Annotated in this window: 18 protein-coding genes; 12 read left to right on the top strand and 6 right to left on the bottom strand. The window is 49.3% G+C overall.

Annotation, left to right across the window (positions count from 1 at the left end):
• The first annotated feature begins 1 nt into the window (after nt 1).
• On the top strand, nt 2-655 hold the full coding sequence (bshB2, locus tag E2980_RS21890) for a bacillithiol biosynthesis deacetylase BshB2 (protein ID WP_135154358.1): 654 nt from the start codon (nt 2-4) through the stop codon (nt 653-655).
• 82 nt (nt 656-737) lie between these two features.
• Here bshB2 and E2980_RS21885 read toward each other — a convergent pair whose 3' ends face one another.
• From E2980_RS21885 to E2980_RS21875, 3 genes are all read right to left on the bottom strand, one after another.
• Entirely contained in the window at nt 738-3,218 is a 2,481-nt protein-coding gene (locus E2980_RS21885; protein WP_135154357.1) for a S8 family serine peptidase, read from the bottom strand.
• Between the two features lie 81 nt (nt 3,219-3,299).
• Nucleotides 3,300-4,193: a carbohydrate ABC transporter permease gene (locus E2980_RS21880; RefSeq protein ID WP_135154356.1), complete on the bottom strand. Its 894-nt coding sequence runs from the start codon at nt 4,191-4,193 to the stop codon at nt 3,300-3,302.
• Between the two features lie 15 nt (nt 4,194-4,208).
• Nucleotides 4,209-5,123: an ABC transporter permease gene (locus E2980_RS21875; protein ID WP_240703141.1), complete on the bottom strand. Its 915-nt coding sequence runs from the start codon at nt 5,121-5,123 to the stop codon at nt 4,209-4,211.
• Between the two features lie 234 nt (nt 5,124-5,357).
• Between E2980_RS21875 and E2980_RS21870 the strand changes: the two genes are divergently transcribed.
• The 9 genes from E2980_RS21870 (at nt 5,358) to E2980_RS21830 (ending at nt 17,384) form a co-directional block, all read left to right on the top strand.
• Nucleotides 5,358-6,914, top strand: a complete 1,557-nt coding sequence (locus tag E2980_RS21870; RefSeq protein ID WP_135154355.1) for a response regulator — start codon at nt 5,358-5,360, stop codon at nt 6,912-6,914.
• Nucleotides 6,889-8,619 carry a cache domain-containing sensor histidine kinase gene (locus E2980_RS21865; protein WP_135154354.1) on the top strand — a complete coding sequence of 577 codons (1,731 nt, stop codon included), beginning with the start codon at nt 6,889-6,891 and terminating at the stop codon, nt 8,617-8,619. The genes E2980_RS21870 and E2980_RS21865 overlap by 26 nt, the downstream gene beginning before the upstream one ends.
• Before the next feature lie 149 nt (nt 8,620-8,768).
• Nucleotides 8,769-10,433: an ABC transporter substrate-binding protein gene (locus E2980_RS21860; RefSeq protein ID WP_240703139.1), complete on the top strand. Its 1,665-nt coding sequence runs from the start codon at nt 8,769-8,771 to the stop codon at nt 10,431-10,433.
• 76 nt (nt 10,434-10,509) lie between these two features.
• Nucleotides 10,510-13,584 (top strand): discoidin domain-containing protein, encoded by a 3,075-nt coding sequence (locus tag E2980_RS21855; RefSeq protein WP_240703138.1) that lies wholly within the window; start codon nt 10,510-10,512, stop codon nt 13,582-13,584.
• 87 nt (nt 13,585-13,671) lie between these two features.
• A complete protein-coding gene (locus tag E2980_RS21850; RefSeq protein ID WP_135154352.1) occupies nt 13,672-14,037 on the top strand; it encodes an iron chaperone in 366 nt (121 codons plus the stop codon).
• A gap of 82 nt (nt 14,038-14,119) precedes the next feature.
• Nucleotides 14,120-14,407, top strand: a complete 288-nt coding sequence (locus E2980_RS21845) for a hypothetical protein (protein WP_135154351.1) — start codon at nt 14,120-14,122, stop codon at nt 14,405-14,407.
• A 416-nt stretch (nt 14,408-14,823) separates the two neighbouring features.
• Entirely contained in the window at nt 14,824-15,918 is a 1,095-nt protein-coding gene (locus E2980_RS21840; protein WP_135154350.1) for a threonine aldolase family protein, read from the top strand.
• Nucleotides 15,919-16,059: 141 nt separating this feature from the next.
• Nucleotides 16,060-16,596 carry an RNA polymerase sigma factor gene (locus E2980_RS21835; RefSeq protein ID WP_167747219.1) on the top strand — a complete coding sequence of 179 codons (537 nt, stop codon included), beginning with the start codon at nt 16,060-16,062 and terminating at the stop codon, nt 16,594-16,596.
• Nucleotides 16,593-17,384 carry a hypothetical protein gene (locus E2980_RS21830; protein ID WP_135154348.1) on the top strand — a complete coding sequence of 264 codons (792 nt, stop codon included), beginning with the start codon at nt 16,593-16,595 and terminating at the stop codon, nt 17,382-17,384. Before E2980_RS21835 ends, E2980_RS21830 begins: the two co-directional genes overlap by 4 nt.
• Here E2980_RS21830 and E2980_RS21825 read toward each other — a convergent pair.
• The 3 genes from E2980_RS21825 to E2980_RS21815 all read right to left on the bottom strand — a co-directional run bounded on the left by E2980_RS21825 (nt 17,381) and on the right by E2980_RS21815 (nt 19,806).
• Nucleotides 17,381-17,959: a hypothetical protein gene (locus E2980_RS21825; RefSeq protein WP_135154347.1), complete on the bottom strand. Its 579-nt coding sequence runs from the start codon at nt 17,957-17,959 to the stop codon at nt 17,381-17,383. The genes E2980_RS21830 and E2980_RS21825 overlap by 4 nt on opposite strands.
• A 380-nt stretch (nt 17,960-18,339) precedes the next feature.
• The gene (locus E2980_RS21820) at nt 18,340-19,038 is read right to left on the bottom strand and encodes a metal-dependent hydrolase (RefSeq protein WP_135154346.1); all 699 of its coding nucleotides are present in this window, start codon (nt 19,036-19,038) and stop codon (nt 18,340-18,342) included.
• Between the two features lie 183 nt (nt 19,039-19,221).
• A complete protein-coding gene (locus tag E2980_RS21815; RefSeq protein WP_135154345.1) occupies nt 19,222-19,806 on the bottom strand; it encodes an NAD(P)H-dependent oxidoreductase in 585 nt (194 codons plus the stop codon).
• Nucleotides 19,807-19,925: 119 nt separating this feature from the next.
• Between E2980_RS21815 and E2980_RS21810 the strand changes: the two genes are divergently transcribed.
• Nucleotides 19,926-20,960: an AraC family transcriptional regulator gene (locus E2980_RS21810; protein WP_135154344.1), complete on the top strand. Its 1,035-nt coding sequence runs from the start codon at nt 19,926-19,928 to the stop codon at nt 20,958-20,960.
• A gap of 135 nt (nt 20,961-21,095) precedes the next feature.
• A complete protein-coding gene (gene htpG, locus E2980_RS21805; protein WP_135154343.1) occupies nt 21,096-22,976 on the top strand; it encodes a molecular chaperone HtpG in 1,881 nt (626 codons plus the stop codon).
• The last annotated feature ends 163 nt before the right edge of the window (nt 22,977-23,139 follow it).

Genomic DNA, 23,139 nt, shown 5'->3' with positions numbered 1-23,139 from the left:
AATGGAAAGACATATTCTTGTTGTTCTGCCGCATCCGGATGACGAAGCCTTCGGGATATCGGGAACGCTAGCTATGCATATACGGAATGGAGCCCAAGTCACCTATGCCTGTCTGACATTAGGAGAAATGGGACGGAATATGGGCATCCCGCCATTTGCTAATCGGGTAACACTTCCAGAGATACGCAGGAAGGAGCTCGAAGCGTCCTGTCGTTCCATTGGAATACAGGATTTAAGATTGCTTGGTTTTCACGATAAAACGATCGAGTTCGAGGAACAAGAGCTGTTGGATGAACGGATTGACGCTCTCCTGAAAGAGCTTAACCCCTCGCTGATCTTTACTTTCTATCCAGGCTACAGCGTTCATCCCGATCATGATGCATGCGGAGCTGCCGTTATCCGAACGGTTGGAAGGCTGCCCAAGGAAGATAGGCCTCCCGTCCACTGCATGGCCTTTGCCAAAAATCTTCATCAAGCTATCGGGGAACCTCATGTGATAAATGATGTCAAAGATTATTTGAAGCAAAAGATGGCATCCATACAAGCTCATCGGTCTCAATTCCAAGCAGCTGAATTATTAGGCAGCAAAAAATTAAAAGATAAAGAAATCCAAGAGCGTTTTGGAACGGAACGTTTCTGGATATATCCTTTTTGAAGCCGCAAGTAGTTACAGGTAGATACACGAAAAAACGATCCAGGTTCTCCTGAATCGTTTTTTCTTTTTCATATCTGATGAGTTACGGCATCAAAAAGGATGAATAGAATCGAGTTGCTGCAACCGCGTAATCGCCTCTTGTTACTTTTTGTTTCGGGTTAAAAGTCGCGTGGACCGTTGGTTTAAGGTCATAAGGTCCTTGGGTTACCGTAAAGTAGGCGTTCAAGATATTCATATCGAGAGCCACTTGCACGTAACCTCTTAATTCTGCCGGGATCTCAGCTGCATCTTCGATTGCAACGCGCTCCATCCCGTACTGTACGGTGAGTGCGGTCCCATTTTTGTCTAATGCCTGTTGCTCCAGTCCGAGGCTTTGCACGAATGAATAGGCCAGATCCACCCGCCGTACCGATTCGTTCGGCGAGAAAGTGCCAGCATTCGTTGGAGTCATGACGCCTTTCTGAATTTGTACACCGTCTCGGATTGCCGCTCCTTTGGCGGTAACTGCCTCCACGAATGCACGATCCTCTGCGCCCACATCCGGATAAGAAATGGATCCGTCTCTCGGCAGGAATTGCCTGATCCCAGCGCCCGTAACCAAGTAATTGGCCATCTCCCGACGTTGAATATACTCATTCGGCTTAAAGCTTTTATCCGAATATCCATCAACCAAACGTTCATTAACCGCCAGCTTAATCGCCGATTCAGCCGGATGTCCAGTGATGTCATTCAATCCGGTGAAACCACCCGCTGTTTTGAAGGTTAAAGTACCAGGGATTTGTTCCGGCAAACCGGCTCCACCGGTTGGATTCTCTGCGGCACCCCTTAAACCCCGAACTTCAAGCGTCCAGTTTCCAGGCGTCGGGGAGGTTACCGAAACCGTTCGGTCATAATACAGAGCGAAAAGGAGATTGACTCCCGAACTATATTCCGTACCGTCCGGAGCGATTAAGACCAGGTTAACCGGATTTCCCGAGTCAAGTACTCCTGCCGCATCGATTCGTGCAGCCAATTCGGTTAATCCGGCTGGAACGGTAAACGGATATTTATTGTTCGAGGCTAATGTTACTGGGTTGTAATCCGCAACAAACGGCGTCCGGCTAACGGAGACTTGCACAGAGCTATTGAAGCTTCGGTTGAGATTAACCGTTGTGCCATAGTTTCGTTCCTGGAAGGCTCGATCCACAGCCGCATAGGCGTTAACATAACCTGCGCCGACTTCCCATGGTTCCATTCCGGGCATATTGGTAGCCGTGTCTTGAAGGATTTGCTTGACCTGTGCCGGAGATAATGATGGATTAGCTTCCAGCATCAAAGCAACAATACCGGCTACATGAGGAGTAGCCATGGATGTGCCGCTCATTAAGGTATAGAAAGGCAGATAAGCAGGCTCAATTTGATTAGCGTCATCCGTAATGGCAAGAGAAGAAACCGGCGCCAATACGCGGGTAGAGATGATATCTACTCCCGGTGCTGTAATTGTCGGGCGATCCTCCCAAGTCCAGGTTTCCCCGTCCAAGGTAAAGGTGCCGCCAGCACCCTTCACTCCCCGGGACGAGAAATCCGCCAGTTTTCCTTGTTTATCCCCAGCCGCAACCGAGATAACCCAAGGTGCTTTTGCATATGGATTGTGCGTATCCTCGCCTGGGCCAGAATTACCCGCGGCAAAAGTCGTTACTATACCCCGATCATAAGCCAATTTACTTGCGACATTGACCGGATCCTCCGGGTCAAATCCCCCTGAAGAACCCCACGAATTCGTTATGACTCTGACGCCGAACCTGCTTTGATTGGCGAGGGCATAGTCAAAGCCTCCAACAGCATCCAATATGAGGAGCGCCGCGCCCGAGCCATATCCGACTAAATCGGCCCGCGGGGCGACGCCTTCATATTTAACCGCCGACATGGCTCCAGTCCCGCCTACCGTTCCCGATACGTGCGTTCCGTGGCCGGAGTTGGTGTCGGTATTCGGAACACCTTCAAGATATGTAATGGGTAACAGGTCGCTCAAAGCATGTAGATTCGTCGTACCTGTTGCATTTTCGATCAAATGCGTGCCGTACTGGATATCTTTATGCGTTCCATCTACACCGCTGTCATTCACCACAACGGTCACGCCCTTGCCGGAGACAGGCAAACCCTTATTTGCTGAAGTCATCGATGCGTCCGTACGAACGCGATCAACACCGGTCAAAGCTGTGGCGTCATAGTTATAATACTCTAGTTTTTTATTCAGATAGATAGAACGTACTTCGGGAAGCTTCGACAGTGCCTGCACCTGGTCAGATGTAACCAGCACGCCGGCCATCGGCAAGGATTTTAAAGTAACGCCGGATGTGATCCCGACCTGTTTAAGCAAATCAACTTGCTGCGTGCTCGGAGCGTTATTCCCCCGGAAGGTGACAATCGCTTCGACGGGTGACGAGCTTGTGGCAAGCGCATCGGCTAACAGGGTATCGAGTTTGGCCGGGGCGTTCTGCGTGGAAGCGACGACTGGGGACAGGGCAGCGGACAATGTAGAGATGACGAGAACGGCAATGAGCGCTAATGATTTCAATTTCATTCACATTCCTCCTGTTTTATAGAATCATTCCTAAGGACTCTATACCCAATCACATGCAGCTTCAAACATATGAAATCAGCCTTAGCTCTTAATGGCGCCCATCATGATTCCTTTGACGAAATACCTCTGTACGAACGGATACACCATCACGATCGGGATCGTCGCCACCATGGTCACGGCCATCCGGATGCTTTCGCCGGATACCGGAATCCGTTTGGAGCTGTTGGCGAGCGCTTGCGCCTCCGATACCATGGTTCCCGTCTGAAATTGGTTGAGGATTTTGACAAGGACGGCTTGAAGGGTTTTGAGCTCCGGCTTATACGTATAAATATACGAGTCGTACCACGAGTTCCAGTGGCCGATTCCGATAAACAAAGCAATGGTGGCCAAGACCGGGATGCAGAGCGGGAGGATAATCTTGGCGAAGATCTCCAGATCGTTCGCTCCGTCGATTTTGGCGGACTCTTCAAGCTCCGCGGGTAGTCCTTCAATATAGGTACGTACGAGGATCATTAAGAATACGCCAATCAAGCCGGGGAATATGAAAACCCAGAAGGAATCGATCAAACCGAGCGATTTGATGATCATATAAGTCGGGATCAACCCGCCGCCGAAATACATAGTAAAGATGAAAAACAGCGTAAGGAATCTCCATGCGATCAGTTCGCGTTTGCTGAGCGAATACGCCATCATGCAGATCGCCAGCACGGAGATAGGGGTTCCGATCAGGGTCCGCAGAACGGTGACTTTCACGGAAACGAGCAGCTCGGTATTGCGAAAAATCGTGGCGTAGCTGTCCAAGGTGAAAATCCGGGGCCACAAATACAATCCCCCGCGCACGGAGTCGGTGGCATCGTTCAAGGACACCACGAGAATATTCCAGAACGGATAGAACGTGATGACGAAAATCAGGGCCAGAAAAGCGTAATTGCATACATCGAACACGATATCCGATAACGAAAGCTTTTTCGCCACTTGGCGTTACCTCCCTTAGAACAGCGATTGGTTGTTCAGCTTCTTGGAAGCGAAATTGACGAAAACGACCAGGATGAAAGCTACGACGGAATTGAACAGCCCGACTGCCGAAGCATACGAGAATAGCGAATTTTGCAAGCCGTACCGGAAGGAATAGGTAGATAGGACATCGGAATATTCCCGGTTCAGTCCGTTTCCGAGCAAATAATGCTGGTCGAACCCGGCGTTCAGGACGCCTCCGAGGGACAGAATAAGTAGAACAACGATCGTAGGCTTCAAGTGCGGCAGCGTGATGTACAGGATTTGCTTGAGACGTCCGGCCCCATCTACTTTGGCGGCCTCGTACAATTCCATATTGACTGAGGAAATGGCAGCGAGATAGATGATGGAACTGTAGCCCATCTCTTTCCACGTATTTCCGATGGCCACGATCCACCAGAAATATTGGCCCTTCTGAAGGAATAAAGTGCTTTCGTCGGTCAAATGAAGCCATTTAAGTATGCTGTTGACGATACCGTCCGACGACAGGACCGTTACGATAATGTTGGCCGCGATAACCCATGAGATAAAATGCGGGAGGTAAGAGACAGTCTGCACGGTTTTTTTGAACATGGAGTTTTTGACTTCGTTAATCGCAATGGCGATAATGATCGGCGCAGGAAAGGAGAAAAGCAAGGTCAGCATCGTGGATGCGATCGTGTTTCTCATGATGATGTAGAAATCGCCGTTTCGGAAAAAGTAATTGAACCAGTGCATCCCGACATAATCGGCATGGTAAAGACTTTTCCAGAAGTCGTCTAGCGAAGGTTGATAATCGACAAATGCCATATAAACGCCGGCTATCGGTAAATAAGCGAACAGGACAGCCCAAATAATTGCCGGCGCAAGCATCATCAGGAGATATTTTTGCTCGCTCAGCCTGCGGACCAACTTCTTCTTGGCTTTGCCCGGAGCGGCTTTATTGAGCGGTGCGGTTACGGCCGTTTCCAATTGATGCACCCCGTTTCGATGTAATGTAGAAATTATAGGGCCCGCCGGGCGCGGTCATCAATAATACAATGTGCAGAAACATACGGGAAAACGTCTTTCATTGAAAACGCTATCTTCGTAGAGCCCCGCTCCGTAGTATAATGGGTGTTAATCAAGGGGCAGAGGGGATGCGGCATGTTTTCCATATTTTTAGTCGAGGACGAATCCATAGAACTTGACCTGCTCAAAGACTATATCGATTGGGCGGGTATGGGAATTCGTGTCGTGGGCTCCGCCAAGAACGGCAGAAAGGCATGGAATGAAATCCAATCTCTGCTGCCGGATATCGTTTTATCGGACGTAAGAATGCCCATCATGGATGGACTTCAATTGGCGTCGCTGATTCAGGAACGGTACGAATGGATGAAAATCGTTTTCTTGAGCGGGCATGACGAGTTTGCCTACGTGAAATCCGCGCTCACCGCGGGTGCGGTGGGTTATCTTCTCAAGCCGGTCGATCCGGTCGAATTGTCGGACGTCATGTCCAAGGTGAAGGAGGAGGTGGAGAAGGGCAAACTGCTCCGCCGCTCCAAGCAAATGCTGGTGGACAAAAATATCGGGGATCTTCTAAGCGAAGCCGGCAGCGAAAGCGCCGAGGAATCCTGGCTCGATCTGACGAGATTGGACCCGAATTATCTAAGCCAAGTTTATATATGCGCTCTAGTGCAAGTGGATGACCCGTACGCTCTTCCGGATGCGACGGCAAAGTTTCTGAAGGAACAAGACGATCCCCTTCAAGTGTTTTATTCTCTGATGGAAGCATTCTCGCTAACGGGAACGTTCATCCGGCTTAGTGCAGACCGGTGGTTTCTCGCCGTCCCTTGCGCTGAAGGCGCGGATATCCAATCTTTCTGGCAGACTCTTTCGGAATCGATCCGTACAACGTGGGATTGGACGGCCACGATCGGCGTCTGCGAAACAGCGGGCTTGTTAAGCCAGGCTCGGAACATGCTAATGGAAGCTGAAAAAGCGGTGGATGAACGGTTTTACAGAGGATCAGGCAATGTTATTTATTCCGGAGAGGTGCAAGAAGAGAGCAAAGAGCACGATCACCTCGCGGTTCAGGCTCTTTCGGAAAAATTGCAATGGTCCAGCCTGCCGGATTCCAAGGAGGAAGTCGGCCGCATCTACGACGGAATGGTTCGGTTGCGGGTTCCGAGAAAGACGGTTTACGGGGTAACATCGAATTTGATCCAGGGAATATTCTCGGAATTATCCAAATACGAGGATTGGGCGGACAAGGGATTCGGAGGCTCGAACGAATGGAGCAAAGCCCTCGCAAGAATAGAATCGGTCGCCGGGATCAAATCGTTCGTTCAGGACTTGCTGTACCGGGCCGGCGAATACTTAGAGGAGAAGCATCAGGATCGGCACGCCGTGCTGGTACAGCAAGTGGCCGATATCATAGACAAAGAGTATCCGGATGCCCTGACGATCGAATATTTGGCGGGAAGGGTATACCTGTCCCCCAACTATTTGAGGGTTTTGTTCAAAGAGAAGAAGGGATGCACGGTTCATGAGTATCTGACCAAGGTCCGTCTGCAGAAGGCGCTCGAATTGCTCCGGGACAGAAAGCTGAAGATTCACGATGTCGCTAGGAATGTCGGATTCGACAATACCTCGTATTTCTGTTCTTTTTTCTATAAAAACCAAGGGGTCACTCCGAATGAATATCGCAAAAAGTTTCTATAGCATCTTCTCTCGACTCTATCGGAAAATCAAGAATCAGCGCCTGAGAAGCAAGCTGTTTCTCGTCTACCTGCTCGTCTCGATTCTGCCTATCTCCTTCCTTGTGCTCTATTCCTACCAGACGGTCAAGGACCAGTTGATCCGCCAGGCGGTCGAGAACATCGGAAGCACGATCGACCAGGTAAACAAAAATATCGAGAACAAGCTCGAAATGTACGCCCAAGTCGCGACCCTGCTCTATCTGGATACGCAATTGCGCAACTATCTAATCAACACCTACGAGGCTAAGGATTTATCCTATCTTGACGCGTACGACTATATCAACAAGACGTTATACAAGATGCTCGCCATGAATCCCAACCTGAAATCGATCACGATCTACACGGAAAACAAGTCCCTGTTTTCGGACGGATTATTCATTAAACATATGGAAGCATTGCCGGACGCCTTAAGAGAGCAGTCCCTTCAGGCAGGAGGCAATATCACGCAATTTTTCCCAAACAACCAATCCCCCGCGGAGAAGACCGTCACGCTTGCCCGTTCCTTGAATTATTTGAGCCTGAATTACCCCTACGGCATACTGACCATGGAAATCTCGGAAAGGGAGCTCTTCTCCCTGATCGAGAAGGAAAACAACAACAAAACGATTGTCGTCGCCGACGAGAACGGCAATATCATCACGTCCGGCATCAAAGACAGGAACATCGGCAACATCTCCGAAATCTCCGATATCGGCGGCAAAAAGACGATGGTCATGCAAAAGACGTTGAAAAACGGCTGGGAAACGCTGGTCCTGCTTCCGTACGAGGAACTGCTGGGACAAGCCCAGAAAGCCACGACGAAAATGCTGTTCATTTCGATCGCGTGCATTCTTGCGGCCATCGTCATGATTTACGGCACCAGCAAGTTCATGACCAAACGGATCGAGTTCCTGCTCCAGCAAATCCGCAAGGTAGAACGCGGATCCTTCGCTCTGTCCTTCAAGCCGATGGGAGACGATGAAATCGGCCAGCTGTCCTTTGCCTTGAACAAGATGTCGGTCACCATACAGGATCTGATCCACGACGTATACAAGACGGAACTGTCCAAGAACGAAGCCGAGATGACGAGCCTCCAAGCGCAGATCACTCCCCATTTCCTCTACAACACGCTGGCTTCCATTTCGGCTCTCGCCATCAAAAACAACAATCCCCAGGTCCACCGGATGGCCGACGACTTGGCGAGGTTTTACCGCATTTCGCTAAACAAAGGCAAGAAATGCATCACGATCGAGAAGGAAATCAAGCTGACCGAGCATTACATTTCGATTCAGAAAACCAGATTCGAGGGCCTGTTCAACGTGCATTACGTGCTGGATGAAGAGCTTTATCAGAACACGACTTTAAAGCTGATCGTACAGCCGTTCATCGAGAACTGCATCAACCACGCGATATGGGACGACGAATGCGGAATCAACATCGTCATCAAGCTGGCCGCCGACGGGGATGACGCACTGTTTTCCGTTATTGACGACGGAATGGGCATGCCCCGGGACGTATTCGAGAAGATGCGGAATAGAATCGAACAGCCGGAAGGGTACGGGATTTACAACGTGGACAAGCGGATTAAACTGGCTTACGGAGAGCGGTACGGCGTGCAGGTTTACAGCAGGCTCGGGATCGGAACGTCGGTACAAATCCGCATCCCCAGGACGACGATGTTTCTATGAAAGTCGTTTTCCGTTACGTTTAGTTACTTTGTAATATAGAAAAGTCGCAGGCCAGATGATTAAATTGAAGCTAATCAATAGCGATTTCATGCACATTCGTTTGGAATTGAAATCGCTATCAAACACATTCGAGGAGGAACAGATTAGCGATGAAGACAAAGGGTCAATTTCGTTTGGCGGTAATTATGATGATGTTGGTATCGATGCTCGCGGCATGCGGCAGCGACAACGAGAAACCATCCGCAAGTCCAAGCGCGTCCGAGACCGGCGCGCCCGCAACGGGGGAAGCAAGCGAGAGCGCAAGCGCAAGCGCCCCGGACAGCAAGCCGATCACCTTTACTTTCTTCGATCAGAACGTCGGGGATGCGTTCAACAATCCCGTGGCGCAGGAAGTGACCAAGCGTACCGGCGTTATGTTGGAAATCCAACAGCCTACTGGCAACCCGTCGGAGAAGCTGAACCTGATGCTGGCCAGCAACGATCTGCCCGATTTGATGGCGATCTCGCGCGGCGATCTTCTGAACAAGTACATCGCGGCCGGAGCTCTGACTCCGCTTAACGACCTGATCGACCAATACGGACCGCACATCAAGGAAATGTACGGCGATATGCTGAACAAGACCCGGCATACCGACGGTAAAAACTACTATTTGGCCAACTGGTACGGGCTGGAGCAATATCCGATTTTCGGATTCCTCATGAGGATGGACGTGCTCAAGGAACTTGGGGCGGTCGATAAGGCGGAGAACGGGCAGCCGTTCACAGCTCAGGAATTCGTGGATTTGCTCAAGAGCTATAAAGCGAAATATCCGACGGTAGACGGCAAGTCCACATACCCTTTGACATTTAACGGGGAGAATACGGGGGCAATTACGGGAACGTTCAAGGGCATGTTCGGTTTAATGCCTTATTACGAAACGAACGGCGAAATCAAAGCCGATGTGAAGGACCCGAAATACATCGAGATGATCAAGTTCATGAATTCCTTGTACACGCAAGGTTTGATCGATCCGGAATGGGCAACCAACAAGACGGCGCAGTATGAGCAGAAATTGTCCAGCGGAACGATCTTCTCGACGGCGGACGCATTCTGGAATGCCGGCAAGCCTAACGCGATCCTCAAAGAAGAGGCTAAAGACCAGACCAAGAAGGAAGAGGCTCAGTTCTTCCCTTATAAGGTCGTCGCGGACGGAGTGGATCCGGCCAAGACGACATTCGGTCCGAAGAGCTCCCTCGGCTGGGACGGCATAGGAATTTCCAAGAGCAACAAGGATCCTGTCCGCGCCATCCAGTTCCTCGATTTCCTGGCCAGCGAAGAAGGTCAGTACCTTCTGATGTGGGGAGTCGAAGGCGTGCATTGGGACATGAAAGACGGCAAGCACGTTCCAAAACCGGAGGTACTGGAAGGCTTCAAGAAGGATTGGGGCGGGTATTCCTTGAAATCCGGCATCCGGAAGTGGACCTGGACGATCAAGAACGGTCCCGGATCCGACGGAACGCCTTATGATTTGATCGGCCGTTACGAGACGGACAAAGTCGCCGATCTTGCGATCAAGAACCTGGCGGACACTTCTTTTGATACGGCTCCCTATGACAATTTGGGACCGAGCGGCGGAACGCCGGAAGCGATCATGCAGCAGAAGGTTAACGAGTTAAGCTCCAAGTACTTCCCTCGCATGGTGATGGCTCCGAATGAAGGGGAAGCCGTGAAGCTGTACGAAAAAATGCTTCAGGAGATGGAGACGGCAGGGCTTTCGAAGCTCGAAAAAGTCTATACGGAGAATTTCACCAAACGCGCGGAACTGTGGAAATAACGTCTTTGCAGGAAAAGAGCCGATCGTCGCGTGACTGCGTCTTTCGGCTCTCCATTTATAATCGGGAGGGAAAATGATGAGCAGAACGAAGTTGAAAGCGGTTGCAGTATTACTCGTGTTTTTGATGGGGGTAATGGCAATGCCCGATGTCGGCAACGGTAAAGAGAAATTGAGAATCGAGCAGAACAACCAGGTCGTCTCGGCTGAGAATGGAGAGTATACATTTACCTACGATTTGGATTCCGGTTTGGGCAGCGTTGCCTGGCAAGGCAAAACCGTGCTGCGCGACTTTCATTCGAACTTCAAGCTTTCCGGTAACGACGCGAGATACCGCTCAACCGATCCTGCGAAACGGACTGCCGAATGGCATGACATCGCCGATGACGGTTACGGCAAGGGCGGCGTGCAGCTGACGATCGGCAGCGTACTGGAATCCGGCTTTACGATTCAGCTTGACCTTTACTTCTATCCCGACAAGTCCTACTTCCTAACCGACATGAGCGTGATGGGTCCGGCTTCCCAAAGCATCGAAATCATGGAACCCGTATCCTCCTCCTTCCTTGATATCGGGACGGGCAACGACAAACGCGTCTTTACGACTCCTTATTCGAACAACTTCGATTTCGGAGTCGCTCCCGTGAATGATTTCGGCAACAGCCAGAACGGAGCCGACCGATTCGAGGGCGAACAGCTCAAATGGGAGAAATTCAACGGCGTCAGCCATTGGGTCGCCGCCATGTTCGACAACTCCGGGAAACAAGGCTTCGTGGCGGGCGCCGCGACCGTGAAGAAGTGGAAGAGCAGCCAACGGCTCGGAGAAGCATTAAGCGCGAACGGCCCTTTGACCTCTTTCGGTATCTACAACTGGGGCGGAACGCAAAGCGGAGAGACGGTTACGTCCGACAAGTTTTTCTTGGCCTATTATGACGATTATCAGTCCGGCTTGGAGGAATATGGCGAGGTTTACAACATCGCGGAGCCCCATTTGAAGTGGGACGGAGCCGTTCCGATGGGATATAACACGTATTATTCCCACTACAACTATGCGACGGCAGAAGCGATGTATCCCTTGGTGGATTACATGGCGGAGCATCTCAAACCGTTAGGGTACGAGTACTTCAACTTGGATGGAGGGTTCCAGCCGGAAGCCGGTCTGCCTTTCGACGACGGGATGCAAGCCTTCGCGGATTACGTTCACGGCAAAGGCTTGAAGGTCGGGGGCTACCAGACGCCTTTCACCATCTATGACGCGTGGATGGATCTGCCGGTTCCGGGAACCCCTTATACGCACCGCGATATCTGTCTCAAGGACGAGAACGGCAAGCTCATTCGGACTTATATAGGCACCTATGCCATGGACCTCACCCATCCCGGAGCCCAAATCGCGCTCCGCAGCGCCATACAGAAGTATATCGATTGGGGTTTTGACTACCTGAAGCTGGATTTCATCGACATGGGTATGTACGATGGGCAACATTACGATCCTTCGGTCAATGGAGTCCAGGCGTACCGGATCGGCATGGGCATCATCCGCGATATGGTTCTTGCCGCCGATCGGCCGATCTACATTAACGAATCGATCGCCACTCTGCTCCCGGCGGCCTTCGCTCACGGCAGGAGAAGCGGCTGCGACACGACGATCGGGGTTGACGGCTACTCCGGCATAGAACGACAGGCTTTCAACACGGCCGCTTCGTGGTGGACTAACGGCACGCTTTACGAATACAACGATCCGGACATGATCATTCCGGAGAACTTTGCCCAAGGTTTCTGGTACAAATACAGCCAGAAGGAAGGGAAGCAATTGGCCACGACCGTGGCGATGGGCGGCGGACATTGGCTCGCCGGCGACAACTTTCATTTCCTCTCCCAAGAGAGAATGGACATTCTGGAAAATAAGGAGCTTCTAAAGCTCGTAGGCATGGGCAAGGCAGCTAAGCCTGTGAGCATGACTAACGTGTATCACAAAGGCGAGCGTTCGCCGTCCGTACTGTATTTAACGGATAATAACGGCGACGTCTATGTCGGTCTTACGAATTGGAACACCAAGGGCGAAGTGAGCATCTCGGTCGCTTTCTCCGATGTCGGACTGAATCCGAACGCCAAGTACACGTTGACCGAGATTTACTCCGGGAAATCGCTCGGGAAGGAATCGGAGAAGTTTACCTATACGCTGCCACCCAAGGGGACGGCCATCGTGAAGGTGTCAAAGGGCGGAGCGGGCCGGGAGGAAGGAAGCGATCCGGTGAATTTGGCTCTGGGCAAACCGGTGAACGTATCCTCGACCTGGAGCGATGCCGGATACGAAGGGGATAAACTGAACGACGGCCTTCTGTCCACCCGGTGGAGTGCCGCAAACGGACACGTAAACGGGGAATGGGCGGAAATTGATTTCGGAGCGGAAACCGAGGTCAACAGAGTCGTCATCAAAGAACACAAAGGCGATTACTTCCAAATCGCGAATTACGCCCTTCAGTATTGGGATGGGACAAAATACGTCGATATTACCAAAGGATTCACGGTCGGCGACGACAAGGCGATCAATTTCAAGACGGTTACGACATCGAAGCTCAGGTTGTACATGACGACCAGCTACATTATCCCGTCGATCGAAGAGATCGAGGCCTATCATGATGACGGGAATAGCGGGCCGGTCATCGTGCAAGACAACAGTAATACGGAGTACGCCTATTATTCCGATATTCGCGCCAAGGTGCAACGGATGCAGGTATTCACGCTGAAGAACTCCGACCTGCCTAAGCTCGACGTCTACATTTACGAAAGCTACGTAAATGCCGTTCCGGCAGACGCCTACTATTTCGACATCGTAACGTTAGACGAGAACGACAACCCGAAGGAGAAGATATTTACAGCCTCTCTGCCGGCCTATAACATTCCGGGGAGCGTAAGTCCGTACTCCATCTATCCGATGCTCAAGAATCTGGAAGCGGGCAAGAAGTACGGGCTCATCCTGAAATCGCCGAAATCGGTGGACACGGCCTCTACCGACAACAACTACGGGTTCGCATACAGTGACAACAATACGTACCCGGATGGATACGAGAAGCTTTCTCTGGATGGCGGCGCCACGTGGCAAACGGAAAACAACGGTCAGCGGGATCTGATTTTTACCCTTTACAGTAACGAATAATCGTCGTGAATACCGCGCTATGCTAACCTCCTTAGAGGCGATGCAGCGCGGTTTTAGTTTTAAACAAGATTTGCTCCGACTTCGGCTTTGACAAAACCAAATCATATTTCAACTTGTCGCCCCGAGATTCAGGAAACGCTTCGAACGCTTAGGAAGGTGATCAAGGAGTCAGCGCCTGACGCTAAGGAAACGATGTCCTATAAGATGCCCACTTTCGCGTTGCATGGAAATCTGGTGCATTTCGCCGCTTATAAAAATCATATCGGATTCTATCCGGCTCCGAGCGGAATTATTGCCTTTAAACAAGAATTATCCGCATACAAAGGGTCGAAAGGGGCGATTCAATTTCCTATCGATAAGCCGCTCCCTTATGGATTAATTAGCAGAATCGTTGCATTTAGAGTTGCCGAGAACATAGAAAAGGCAAATAACAAAGCTAATAAGAAGAAATGAAAAAATGAGTAATCCGCCCTGATTGAAAACGGAAAAATACGTCCAATAGATATTAGGTCAAATCTGCATAGGAGGCGATTAAATGCTGAAGGCAGTGGATGTCAACTTGGACGCGGATGAGATGGTGCTTAAGATAGAGAAGGAGAACGAGCCTACCCACATCAAGTATAGCAAGCTGGATCGGTTGGTCATGGTGAAAGAGCCCGTGCGAAAGCTGCTGCGGACGGTCGAAGTGAAGGGCATTGAAGTTCACGTTCGGGGGTGGGAGGAGCCGTTCGTCATTACGAGCAACAAGATCGGCGATTTCGACCGGGTCGAAGGATATTTGCTCAAGGTCGCAGAGAAGTACGAACTAGAGGTCTCTCCGTAACGACATTGTCTGGTAGAGTGAAATAACGGAACGTGGTTCCGTTATATCGCCGAAACTTGAGCCCATGAGTGAAATAGCGGAACGTGGTTCCGTTATATCGCCGAAACTTGAGCCCATGAGTGGAATAGCGGAACCTCGTTCCGTTATATCGCCGAAACTTGAGCCCATGAGTGAAATAACGGAACGTTGTTCCAAAATAATTGAGAAGGTCCATGCAATTACGCGTGGGCCTTCTTTTCTGTAAATCAAACCGGATTTGGCTTACTTTCTTTCCGTAGCGGCTGAGACATACGCAACTGATAATGAGTGAGGTTATGATCGCGCCATCCGATTCGTTGTCATGGTAAAATGAGAGCGGATTACTAGACTCAAGCAGAGTGACCAAGCGGTATCAGGTCTTGAAGGGAGATTTCCTTATGAAAGAATCTACGACTTTATCCGAGGCGTATAAGCACGCCAAATATCCGATAGTTGGCCACGGCAAACGAAATGTGCAAGTGTTGAAAGAAGCATTAGAACAATACGATGGCGATCTCGACAGCGATATGTACGGTTCGGGATCGATCATCGATGAATTTCAGGAGCGAATGGCGGAGTTGCTCGGCAAACCGACGGCGGTGTTCTTTCCAAGCGGAACGATGGCACAGCAAATCGCGCTCCGTATATGGTGCGATGAGGCGGGATTGCGGAAAGTGGCGTATCACCCGCTATCCCACGTAGAGATCCATGAGAAGGACGGAATGAAAGAGCTGCATCACTTGGAGCCCGTGCTTCTTGCAGATGAAACCCGACCCGTTCTGTTAGCGGACGTGCTGGGTATGGAAGAGGGTATCGCCTGCTTGCTGCTGGAGCTGCCGCAAAGGGAGATTGGCGGTCAGTTGCCGGAGTACGCGGAGCTGGAAGCGATATCGGCGCATTGCCGGGATAAGGGCGTTAAGCTGCATCTTGATGGAGCGCGACTGTTTGAAATCCTCCCTTATTACGACAAAACGGCCGAGGAGATCTGCCGTTTATTCGACAGCGTCTATATTTCGTTCTATAAAGGGCTGGGCGGAATTGCGGGCGCCGTTCTGGCGGGAGATCGCGAGTTTACGGAGCAATCGAAAATATGGAAGAGACGCCACGGCGGAGATTTGATCAGCCTGTATCCCTATATTCTCAGTGCGGATTATTACATGAAGCTGCGGCTTCCTAGAATGGAGCAGTATTACAGGGAAGCGAAAGAGCTCGCGTCGCAGTATAACCAAAGTCATGCCATCGTTACGATTCCTCAAGTACCCGTATCGAATATGTTTCATGTTCATGTGGAGATGCCGAAGGAGAAGCTAGAGCCGATCCTCGTCGCCATCTGCGAACAAACGGATATCGGATTCACGAGTTGGCTTAGGGAAATAGACGAGAAGAGCTGCGTGTTCGAGGTTAATATCGGTGACCGTTATGCTTTGCTGCCTCAAGATAAGTTACGGGAAGCATTTCTACTATTGGACGAGCGGCTAAGGAATGGAGCTTGATGGGATAAACGGATGCTTCAAAAACAGGTTATCCTTCTAACGGTTCAAGAAACCGCTTGAGGGATAACTTTTTTTCGAAAAAAATGAACCTTTAGCCCGGGAAAAGGATATATACAACGAATAAAGAAGGGGGTTAATAAATTGAGTCTATCCAAGGAAAAAGCCCAACAGATTTATCTGGAACATTCCACATACATCTATCGGGTCGCGCTACTTATTACCAAGTCAGCAGCAAATGCCGAGGATATCGTACAAGATGCTTTTATTCAATTTTTTCAAAAATACGATACCTTCGATGAAAGTAAGCCAATCAAGCCTTGGATCTATAAAATAGCCCTGAATACCGCGAGGAAGTTACTGAGGAAGCAACGGCGGCTTACGTTATGGAGAATACCACTGGAACAACAAGCCATCTCTCTAGAGAACATTGTGCTTGCGAACGAGGGGAAATTTGAATTATGGGAAAAAATTAATAAGCTTGGACTCAAATATAGAGAAATGATCGTTCTCCATTATTATATGAGCTTTAAGCTTCCGGAGATATCGGAGATACTCGGGATACCATTGGGAACCTGTAAATCAAGACTTCATCATGCACTAAAAAAATTACGAATTTTATTACCCGAAGAACAACAATTTCAATATCCCCTAGAAGAGATCGGAGGGCGTAGAGTATGAATCGGCTTGAATCGAGGATATCCCATACATTAAAAGAACATTTAGACTCACACTTCCCGCAAGCTTCGTTTGATGACGTATGGAAAACCTACTTAGCGGAAAATTCAAATCGTCCGCGCAAAACCGTTTTCATAACTCTATTTGCAATTGTTCTGATCATGACGACGGCGTTTTCTTACTATCGATTCAATTGGGGGAATACAAAGGTCATTGTAAGGGATAGTAACGAGGATCTAACTAACTATAAAACCCCATTGGATACATTCGAGGGCTTAACAGAAGTGGAAGGGGCAAAAACTTATAATCTTATGGAATCCAGAAAAAAAGCTGATTTCGTTATTAGGCAACCTAGCGCCATCAAGCCGTGGGAGAAAATCAAGAGCGTGGGTGTTGTTTTACCCGCCAGGTATAAAAAAGAAGGAAAAACAAGGATTGGCGATGCACCTTTATATTATCTGGATTTGTACGTGAATCCTTCGAACCAGCAAAGGATCGTGGTCACGCAGTCCTATGATGCGAGTATGTCCTCAGCTTTGAAAAAGAAAAGCAACGAAAGTTATTCTATCAGCTATCCGAAGGGATCCCAAATCCTTAACGGCTTTGGAACGGACATTGCAGTATTAATGAATTTGCAGAAGGGACGCTACAACCTTCAAATCCATCATAAAGAAGAAAATAATAACGCCACTTTAATCGATGTATGGGGGAACACGGATCCCGAAATATTGGAGGATTTTGTTCGAAAGTATTTATCAGCAACATGGGAGGAGGAAACTCCTATACCCTAAACTCTATATTTACGTCGATGCCTTATGATCTTGATTACGATAAAACTGCCGAATAGTATCGTCGCTATAGCAACGATGATCGACATAGGAGAGAGATCGATCTGATCGAACGGTTTGGCGGTCGGCGGATAACCCTCGCCAAGGACGGCTAGCTCCGCTTCAGCAGATGCGAGGGGCTTCGTTAATGCGCATATGTTTGTTTCAAGAGATTTAGATTTCAGGCTGGCAGAGACGATATATTCCGTGCCGACTTGGAAATCATCTACACCGCAGCTGGCAGAATCCCTAGCGGTGTAGACGATCACCTGCCGACCGAGCTCTCCCTTCCATACCGCGGAAACCTTAAAGGTTACTTTGACAGGATCTGCCGATGACTTTAAGATTTTGAACCAAGGCGGGGTCACTTTTTCCACCGTGCCCGCGAAAATAGCTGACTTATGTTCAAGCTCTTCCCTTACTTGTTGCTCAGGGGACTCGGGAGACGCGCACGAGCAAGCGTGAGCGGTTTGCGGCGTTATAAGAATTCCCGAACCAAGTAGAATTACGAAGCTTAGGATAATGCCAAATAATCTCATTCTCACATTGACCACCTCGAAAGTATAGACGCATAGAACAGGTTAGTTGTTTCCTTAGATATTAACAATAGAAAGCAGTTATAAGAAAAAGGTACTACAAAGGGCTGAGAAACCCTTGGGGCAGTACCTTTTATTAATGGATTAGCGATGATTTTCATCGTACTATGAACACCAACGAAGTAGTAAGGAGTAAGTAACAATGATTTTCATCGCTGTTGGGATAATTTTCCTCAGATTGGTCAACGATTTCACTCAACAGCGATTATTTTCATCGTACTTAGGACGCCAACGAAGTTGAATGGAGTGAATAACAATGATTTTCATCGCTTTCTGACCCATCGTAATTTGTGGAATCAGGCTGCCCCCAACCTCTCATCTTCTTACTCCGCTTCTATGTGAAGCGCGTCTCCCGGAACCATGACTTTTCCTTTTAAGCCCCGCTCTTCTAGGTTTCTTACGAACAGATCTGCATCTTGCTTGATAGCGGGGAATGTGCTGTGATGCACCGGGATCGCAAGCTTCGCGTTATACCATTCGGCGGCTTGAAGCGCATCGTCCGGTCCCATCGTATAGTGGTCGCCGATAGGAAGGAAGACGACGTCAATGCGATTTCGCTCGCCGATTAGCTTCATATCGCTGAATAAAGCCGTGTCCCCGGCATGTAAAATCGTCAAACCTTCGGCGAACACGAGGAAACCGGCAGGCATTCCAGCATATAAAATCTGTTTGTTAGCCTCGTCTACTATTCCGGAGCTGTGGAAGGCTTGAACCATTTTTGCCTTGGCGAATCCAAGATCGAGGGTACCTCCCATGTTCATTCCAATCGTCTTAGCCCCTTGCCAACCGATATAAGTTGCAAGTTCGACTATGGATACAACGGGAGCGTCATTGGCTTTGGCGATCGGTACCGCGTCAAGAATATGATCCATATGAGCATGCGTTAATAACACGGCATCTACTTTTACGTCTTCGGGCTTTGTTACGGCCTGAGGGTTACCGCTGAGAAACGGATCGATAATGAGCGACTTGTCGCCCGATACGAGTTGAATACTGGAATGACCATGGTAGATAATTTTCATTTCAAATTCCTCCGTAATCCCACTTTTGATATTGATTAATTAGTAGTGGCTAGCCATATTATTAAGTATACATATGCGCTATACGAGATGTCTAATAAGGAGCTAATTTGGCGAAAATAAACCCAAGCCGGAGCTAGGCTTGGGTTATCGAATTACGTATATTGATGTTTATCTTTTCCGCGATTATGCCCTTTTAACTCCGAGTTGCTCGGCTTTCCGTAACCATTGATCCAGCTTCTCTTTCTTCTTAAACTTAACCATTGTGAACTCGGTGATTTTTACGGGTTTGATGCCGACGAAATGCAGAAGGCTGCGCCTCATAATAGTGTGTTGGGCGCTCTTTAAAACTGTATTGTAGTACCAGAGTGGCGTATCCATCGTCACGAGGAGGCGCGCAGTTTTCCCCTTAAGCAGCTGCTTGGGCACAAAAGAAGTAGGTTTTTCGTATTCGAAGGCGAAGCCTGGTAGAAACACCCGGTCGAAGAAGCCCTTCAAGATCGCCGGTATCGAGCCCCACCAATTAGGATAGGCGAATACAAGATGATCTGCCCAGCGGATCGTCTCCTGCGCAGCTACTAAATCAGGCTCTAATTCCGTCCGCTTACGGTAGCCGTACTTCAGAACTGGACTGAACTCGATCTGTCCGAGATCAATGACACGAACTTCCGCTCCACTGCTTATTGCACCTTTCGTATAGGCTTGCGCTAGCGCGTTGGAAAAGCTTTCAGGATTTGGGTGTCCGATGATTACCGCAATCTTATTCTTCATTTTAACACCTCTATGATGATATGATCGTTATATTGCAATAATACGTCCGGAGGCCGGATGAAAAAATGATGAATAACGCGAATAAATTGATCATTCACGCAATGGAAGGAAGAGGTTGAATGAACAGGGACGACGTATCCGTGTCTCTTGTGTTTCCAATAATGAAGACGATGGCGCTTGGCGGGTACGATTGGGATTCCTTTTGCGCTTACGCGGGGATAGATGCCGGTTTGTTCCGAATCCCGGAAGCTCGTATAGTTCAGGGTGACTTTGAACGTATTGTCAATGCAGCTGCCCGATATACCGGAGATGACATGTTCGGGCTTCATCAGAGCCAGCGTTTGAGCCTTTCCGATTTAGGGGTTCTTGGCTATGTCATGCTGCATTCCAAGACTTTGGGAAAAGCGCTATCGGCTTATCAGAAATATAACTTCATCGATTGCAGCGGCTTCAACGTCGACATTGAGGTTCCGGGTGAGGATGTCGTCATTTCCATGTTTCTCAGCAACTCGCTGGAAGCTCCCGGCCGGCACTTTATAGAGTGCATGACGGCCTCCTTCTATCAGACGCTGCTTGCGTTAAGCTGTCGACCTCTCCCCATTAAAGAGATTAGATTCATGCACGCCCCGCCGTCGCAAATCGAAGAGTATGAGGCTGTATTTGGGATTACGCCGCTATTCCATCAGAAAGTCAATTCGCTGCGGTTAAGCAAAGAGATACTTGACTATTCGATTATTGGTTCGGATACGCGGTTATTAGATGTCTTTCAATCGATGGCCGAGGAGGTTAGAGCAAAGCTTACCTCCAATTACTCCGGACTGACGAGCAATCTGAACAAGTGGATCATCGATTGCATGCCGTCCCATTTTCCAAACCTGCAGGAAGCGGCCAAGGAGTTCTTGATGAGCCCTAGAACTCTGCAATCACGGCTAAAGGCGGAGAATACTTCGTATAACCGATTGGCCAATGAGGTTCGCAAGGAGCTCGCTATCCGTTATTTAGCGCAGCCGGAATATACGATCGGAGAGATTGCTTATTTGCTGCATTTCTCCGAGCCCAGTGCGTTCCAGACGGCTTTCCGTAAATGGACGGATGCGACTCCCGGTGAATACCGGCAGCGCGAACGCGAGGAAGTAAGCTCGGGTCGTTTCTAAGGCATGGAATTAGTATTGACATCGCCATGCGATAATGATAAATAAATAAGTGTTGGCACTCGATGGTCAAGAGTGCTAAACTTTAACAAACCCTACTTATCCTTATCGCTCCATACATCGAAAGGAGAATTATCCATGGCGAAGCAGCAGTTCAAAGCAGAATCCAAGAGACTATTGGAAATGATGATCAACTCCATCTATACGCAACGGGAAATTTTCCTCCGGGAACTGATCTCCAATGCGAGCGACGCGATCGACAAGATTTATTACAAGGCTTTAACCGACGACCGCTTGGTTTTCGACAAAGACAATTACTACGTTAAAGTGACCGCCGATAAGGCGACCAGAACGCTAACCATCCGGGATACCGGTATCGGAATGACCAAAGAGGACCTGGAAAATAACCTCGGAATTATCGCGAAGAGCGGCTCGCTAGCGTTCAAGAAAGAAAACGAGTCCAAGGACGGCCACGACATCATCGGCCAGTTCGGCGTCGGTTTCTATTCGGCATTCATGGTAGCGGACGTCGTTACCGTTATCAGCAAAGCCTTGGATAGCGACAGCGCATATAAGTGGGAATCCACGGGTGCGGACGGATATACGATCGAACCGGTCGAGAAGGATTCGGTTGGCACGGAAGTCATCCTCAAGATCAAAGACAACACGGAGGACGACAGCTACGATGAGTTTCTGGAGGAGTATCGCTTAAAGGCGATCATCAAGAAATACTCCGATTTCATCCGGTATCCGATCAAGATGGACATTTCCGGCTCCCGTCGCAAGGAAGGCAGCGACAGCGAGTTCGAGGAATACGAGGAAGAGCAAACGGTCAACAGCCTGGTTCCGATCTGGAAAAAGAATAAAAGCGAGCTGACGGCGGAAGACTACGAGAAATTCTACTCCGAGAAGCATTACGGATTCGATAAGCCGATCAAGCATATCCATATCAGCGTCGACGGCGCGGTAAGATACCACTCCATCCTGTTCATCCCGGAGAACATTCCTTTCGATTATTACTCCAAAGAATTCGAGAAAGGATTGGAGCTCTACTCGAACGGCGTGCTGATCATGAACAAGTGCTCGGACCTGCTTCCGGACTACTTCAGCTTCGTCAAAGGGATGGTCGATTCGGAAGACTTGTCCCTTAACATCTCGCGGGAAATGCTGCAGCATGATCGCCAGTTGAAGCTGATCGCGAAGAACATTCAAAGCAAGATCAAGAGCCAGCTGCAAAGCTTGCTGAAGGATGAAAGAGAGAAGTACGAGGCGTTCTACAAATCGTTCGGCAGACAGCTGAAGTTCGGCGTTTACAACGATTACGGCACTCACAAAGACGTTCTTCAAGACTTGCTGATGTTCTACTCCTCCATGGAGAAGAAGCTAGTTACTCTTGATGAGTATGTATCGAGAATGCCTGAGGATCAGAAGTACATCTACTACGCTTCCGGGGAATCGAACGAGCGGATCGAGAAGCTTCCGCAGACGGAGATGGTTTCCGACAAGGGCTATGAGATCCTATACTTCACCGACGATATCGACGAATTCGCGATTAAGATGCTGATGACCTACAAGGAAAAAGAATTCAAATCCGTATCGAGCGGCGACTTGGGAATCGAAGCGGACGAGAAGGACAAGGACGCGGATTCCGAATCGAACGACAGCAAGGAGCTGTTCGATTCGATGAAGGAGTTCCTGTCCGGCAAGGTGAAGAACGTTCGTGCTTCTAAGAGATTGAGAAGCCATCCGGTATGCCTCACCACGGAAGGCGACGTAACGATCGAGATGGAGAAAATCCTGAACGCGATGCCGAACAATCCGAACGTAAAAGCCGACAAGGTGCTGGAGATCAATGTTAACCATCCGGTATTTCAATCGCTCAAGGATGCGCACGAGAAAGACAAGGAGAAGCTGAACCTCTACACGAGCCTTCTCTACAACCAAGCGCTTCTCATCGAAGGCCTGCCGATTCAAGATCCGGTCGAATTCACGAACGATATTTGCAAAGTCATGGTTTAACGCGAAATGCCATAACGCCAAAAGCCGACCTCTAGGGGCAATGTCATTAAGTTAAGCTCAAAGACAAGACCTGGAATTAAAATGAAATCCGAAACGGCATGGGGAAAAGCCCTGTGTCGTTTGTTTTTTTGGTCCAAGCAAGGAATAAGCGTACAGCAAACAA

Origin of the sequence: Cohnella luojiensis, from assembly GCF_004564235.1 — a bacterium.
Taxonomy (GTDB): domain Bacteria; phylum Bacillota; class Bacilli; order Paenibacillales; family Paenibacillaceae; genus Cohnella; species Cohnella luojiensis.
This window is presented reverse-complemented; position numbering and strand designations above follow the sequence as displayed.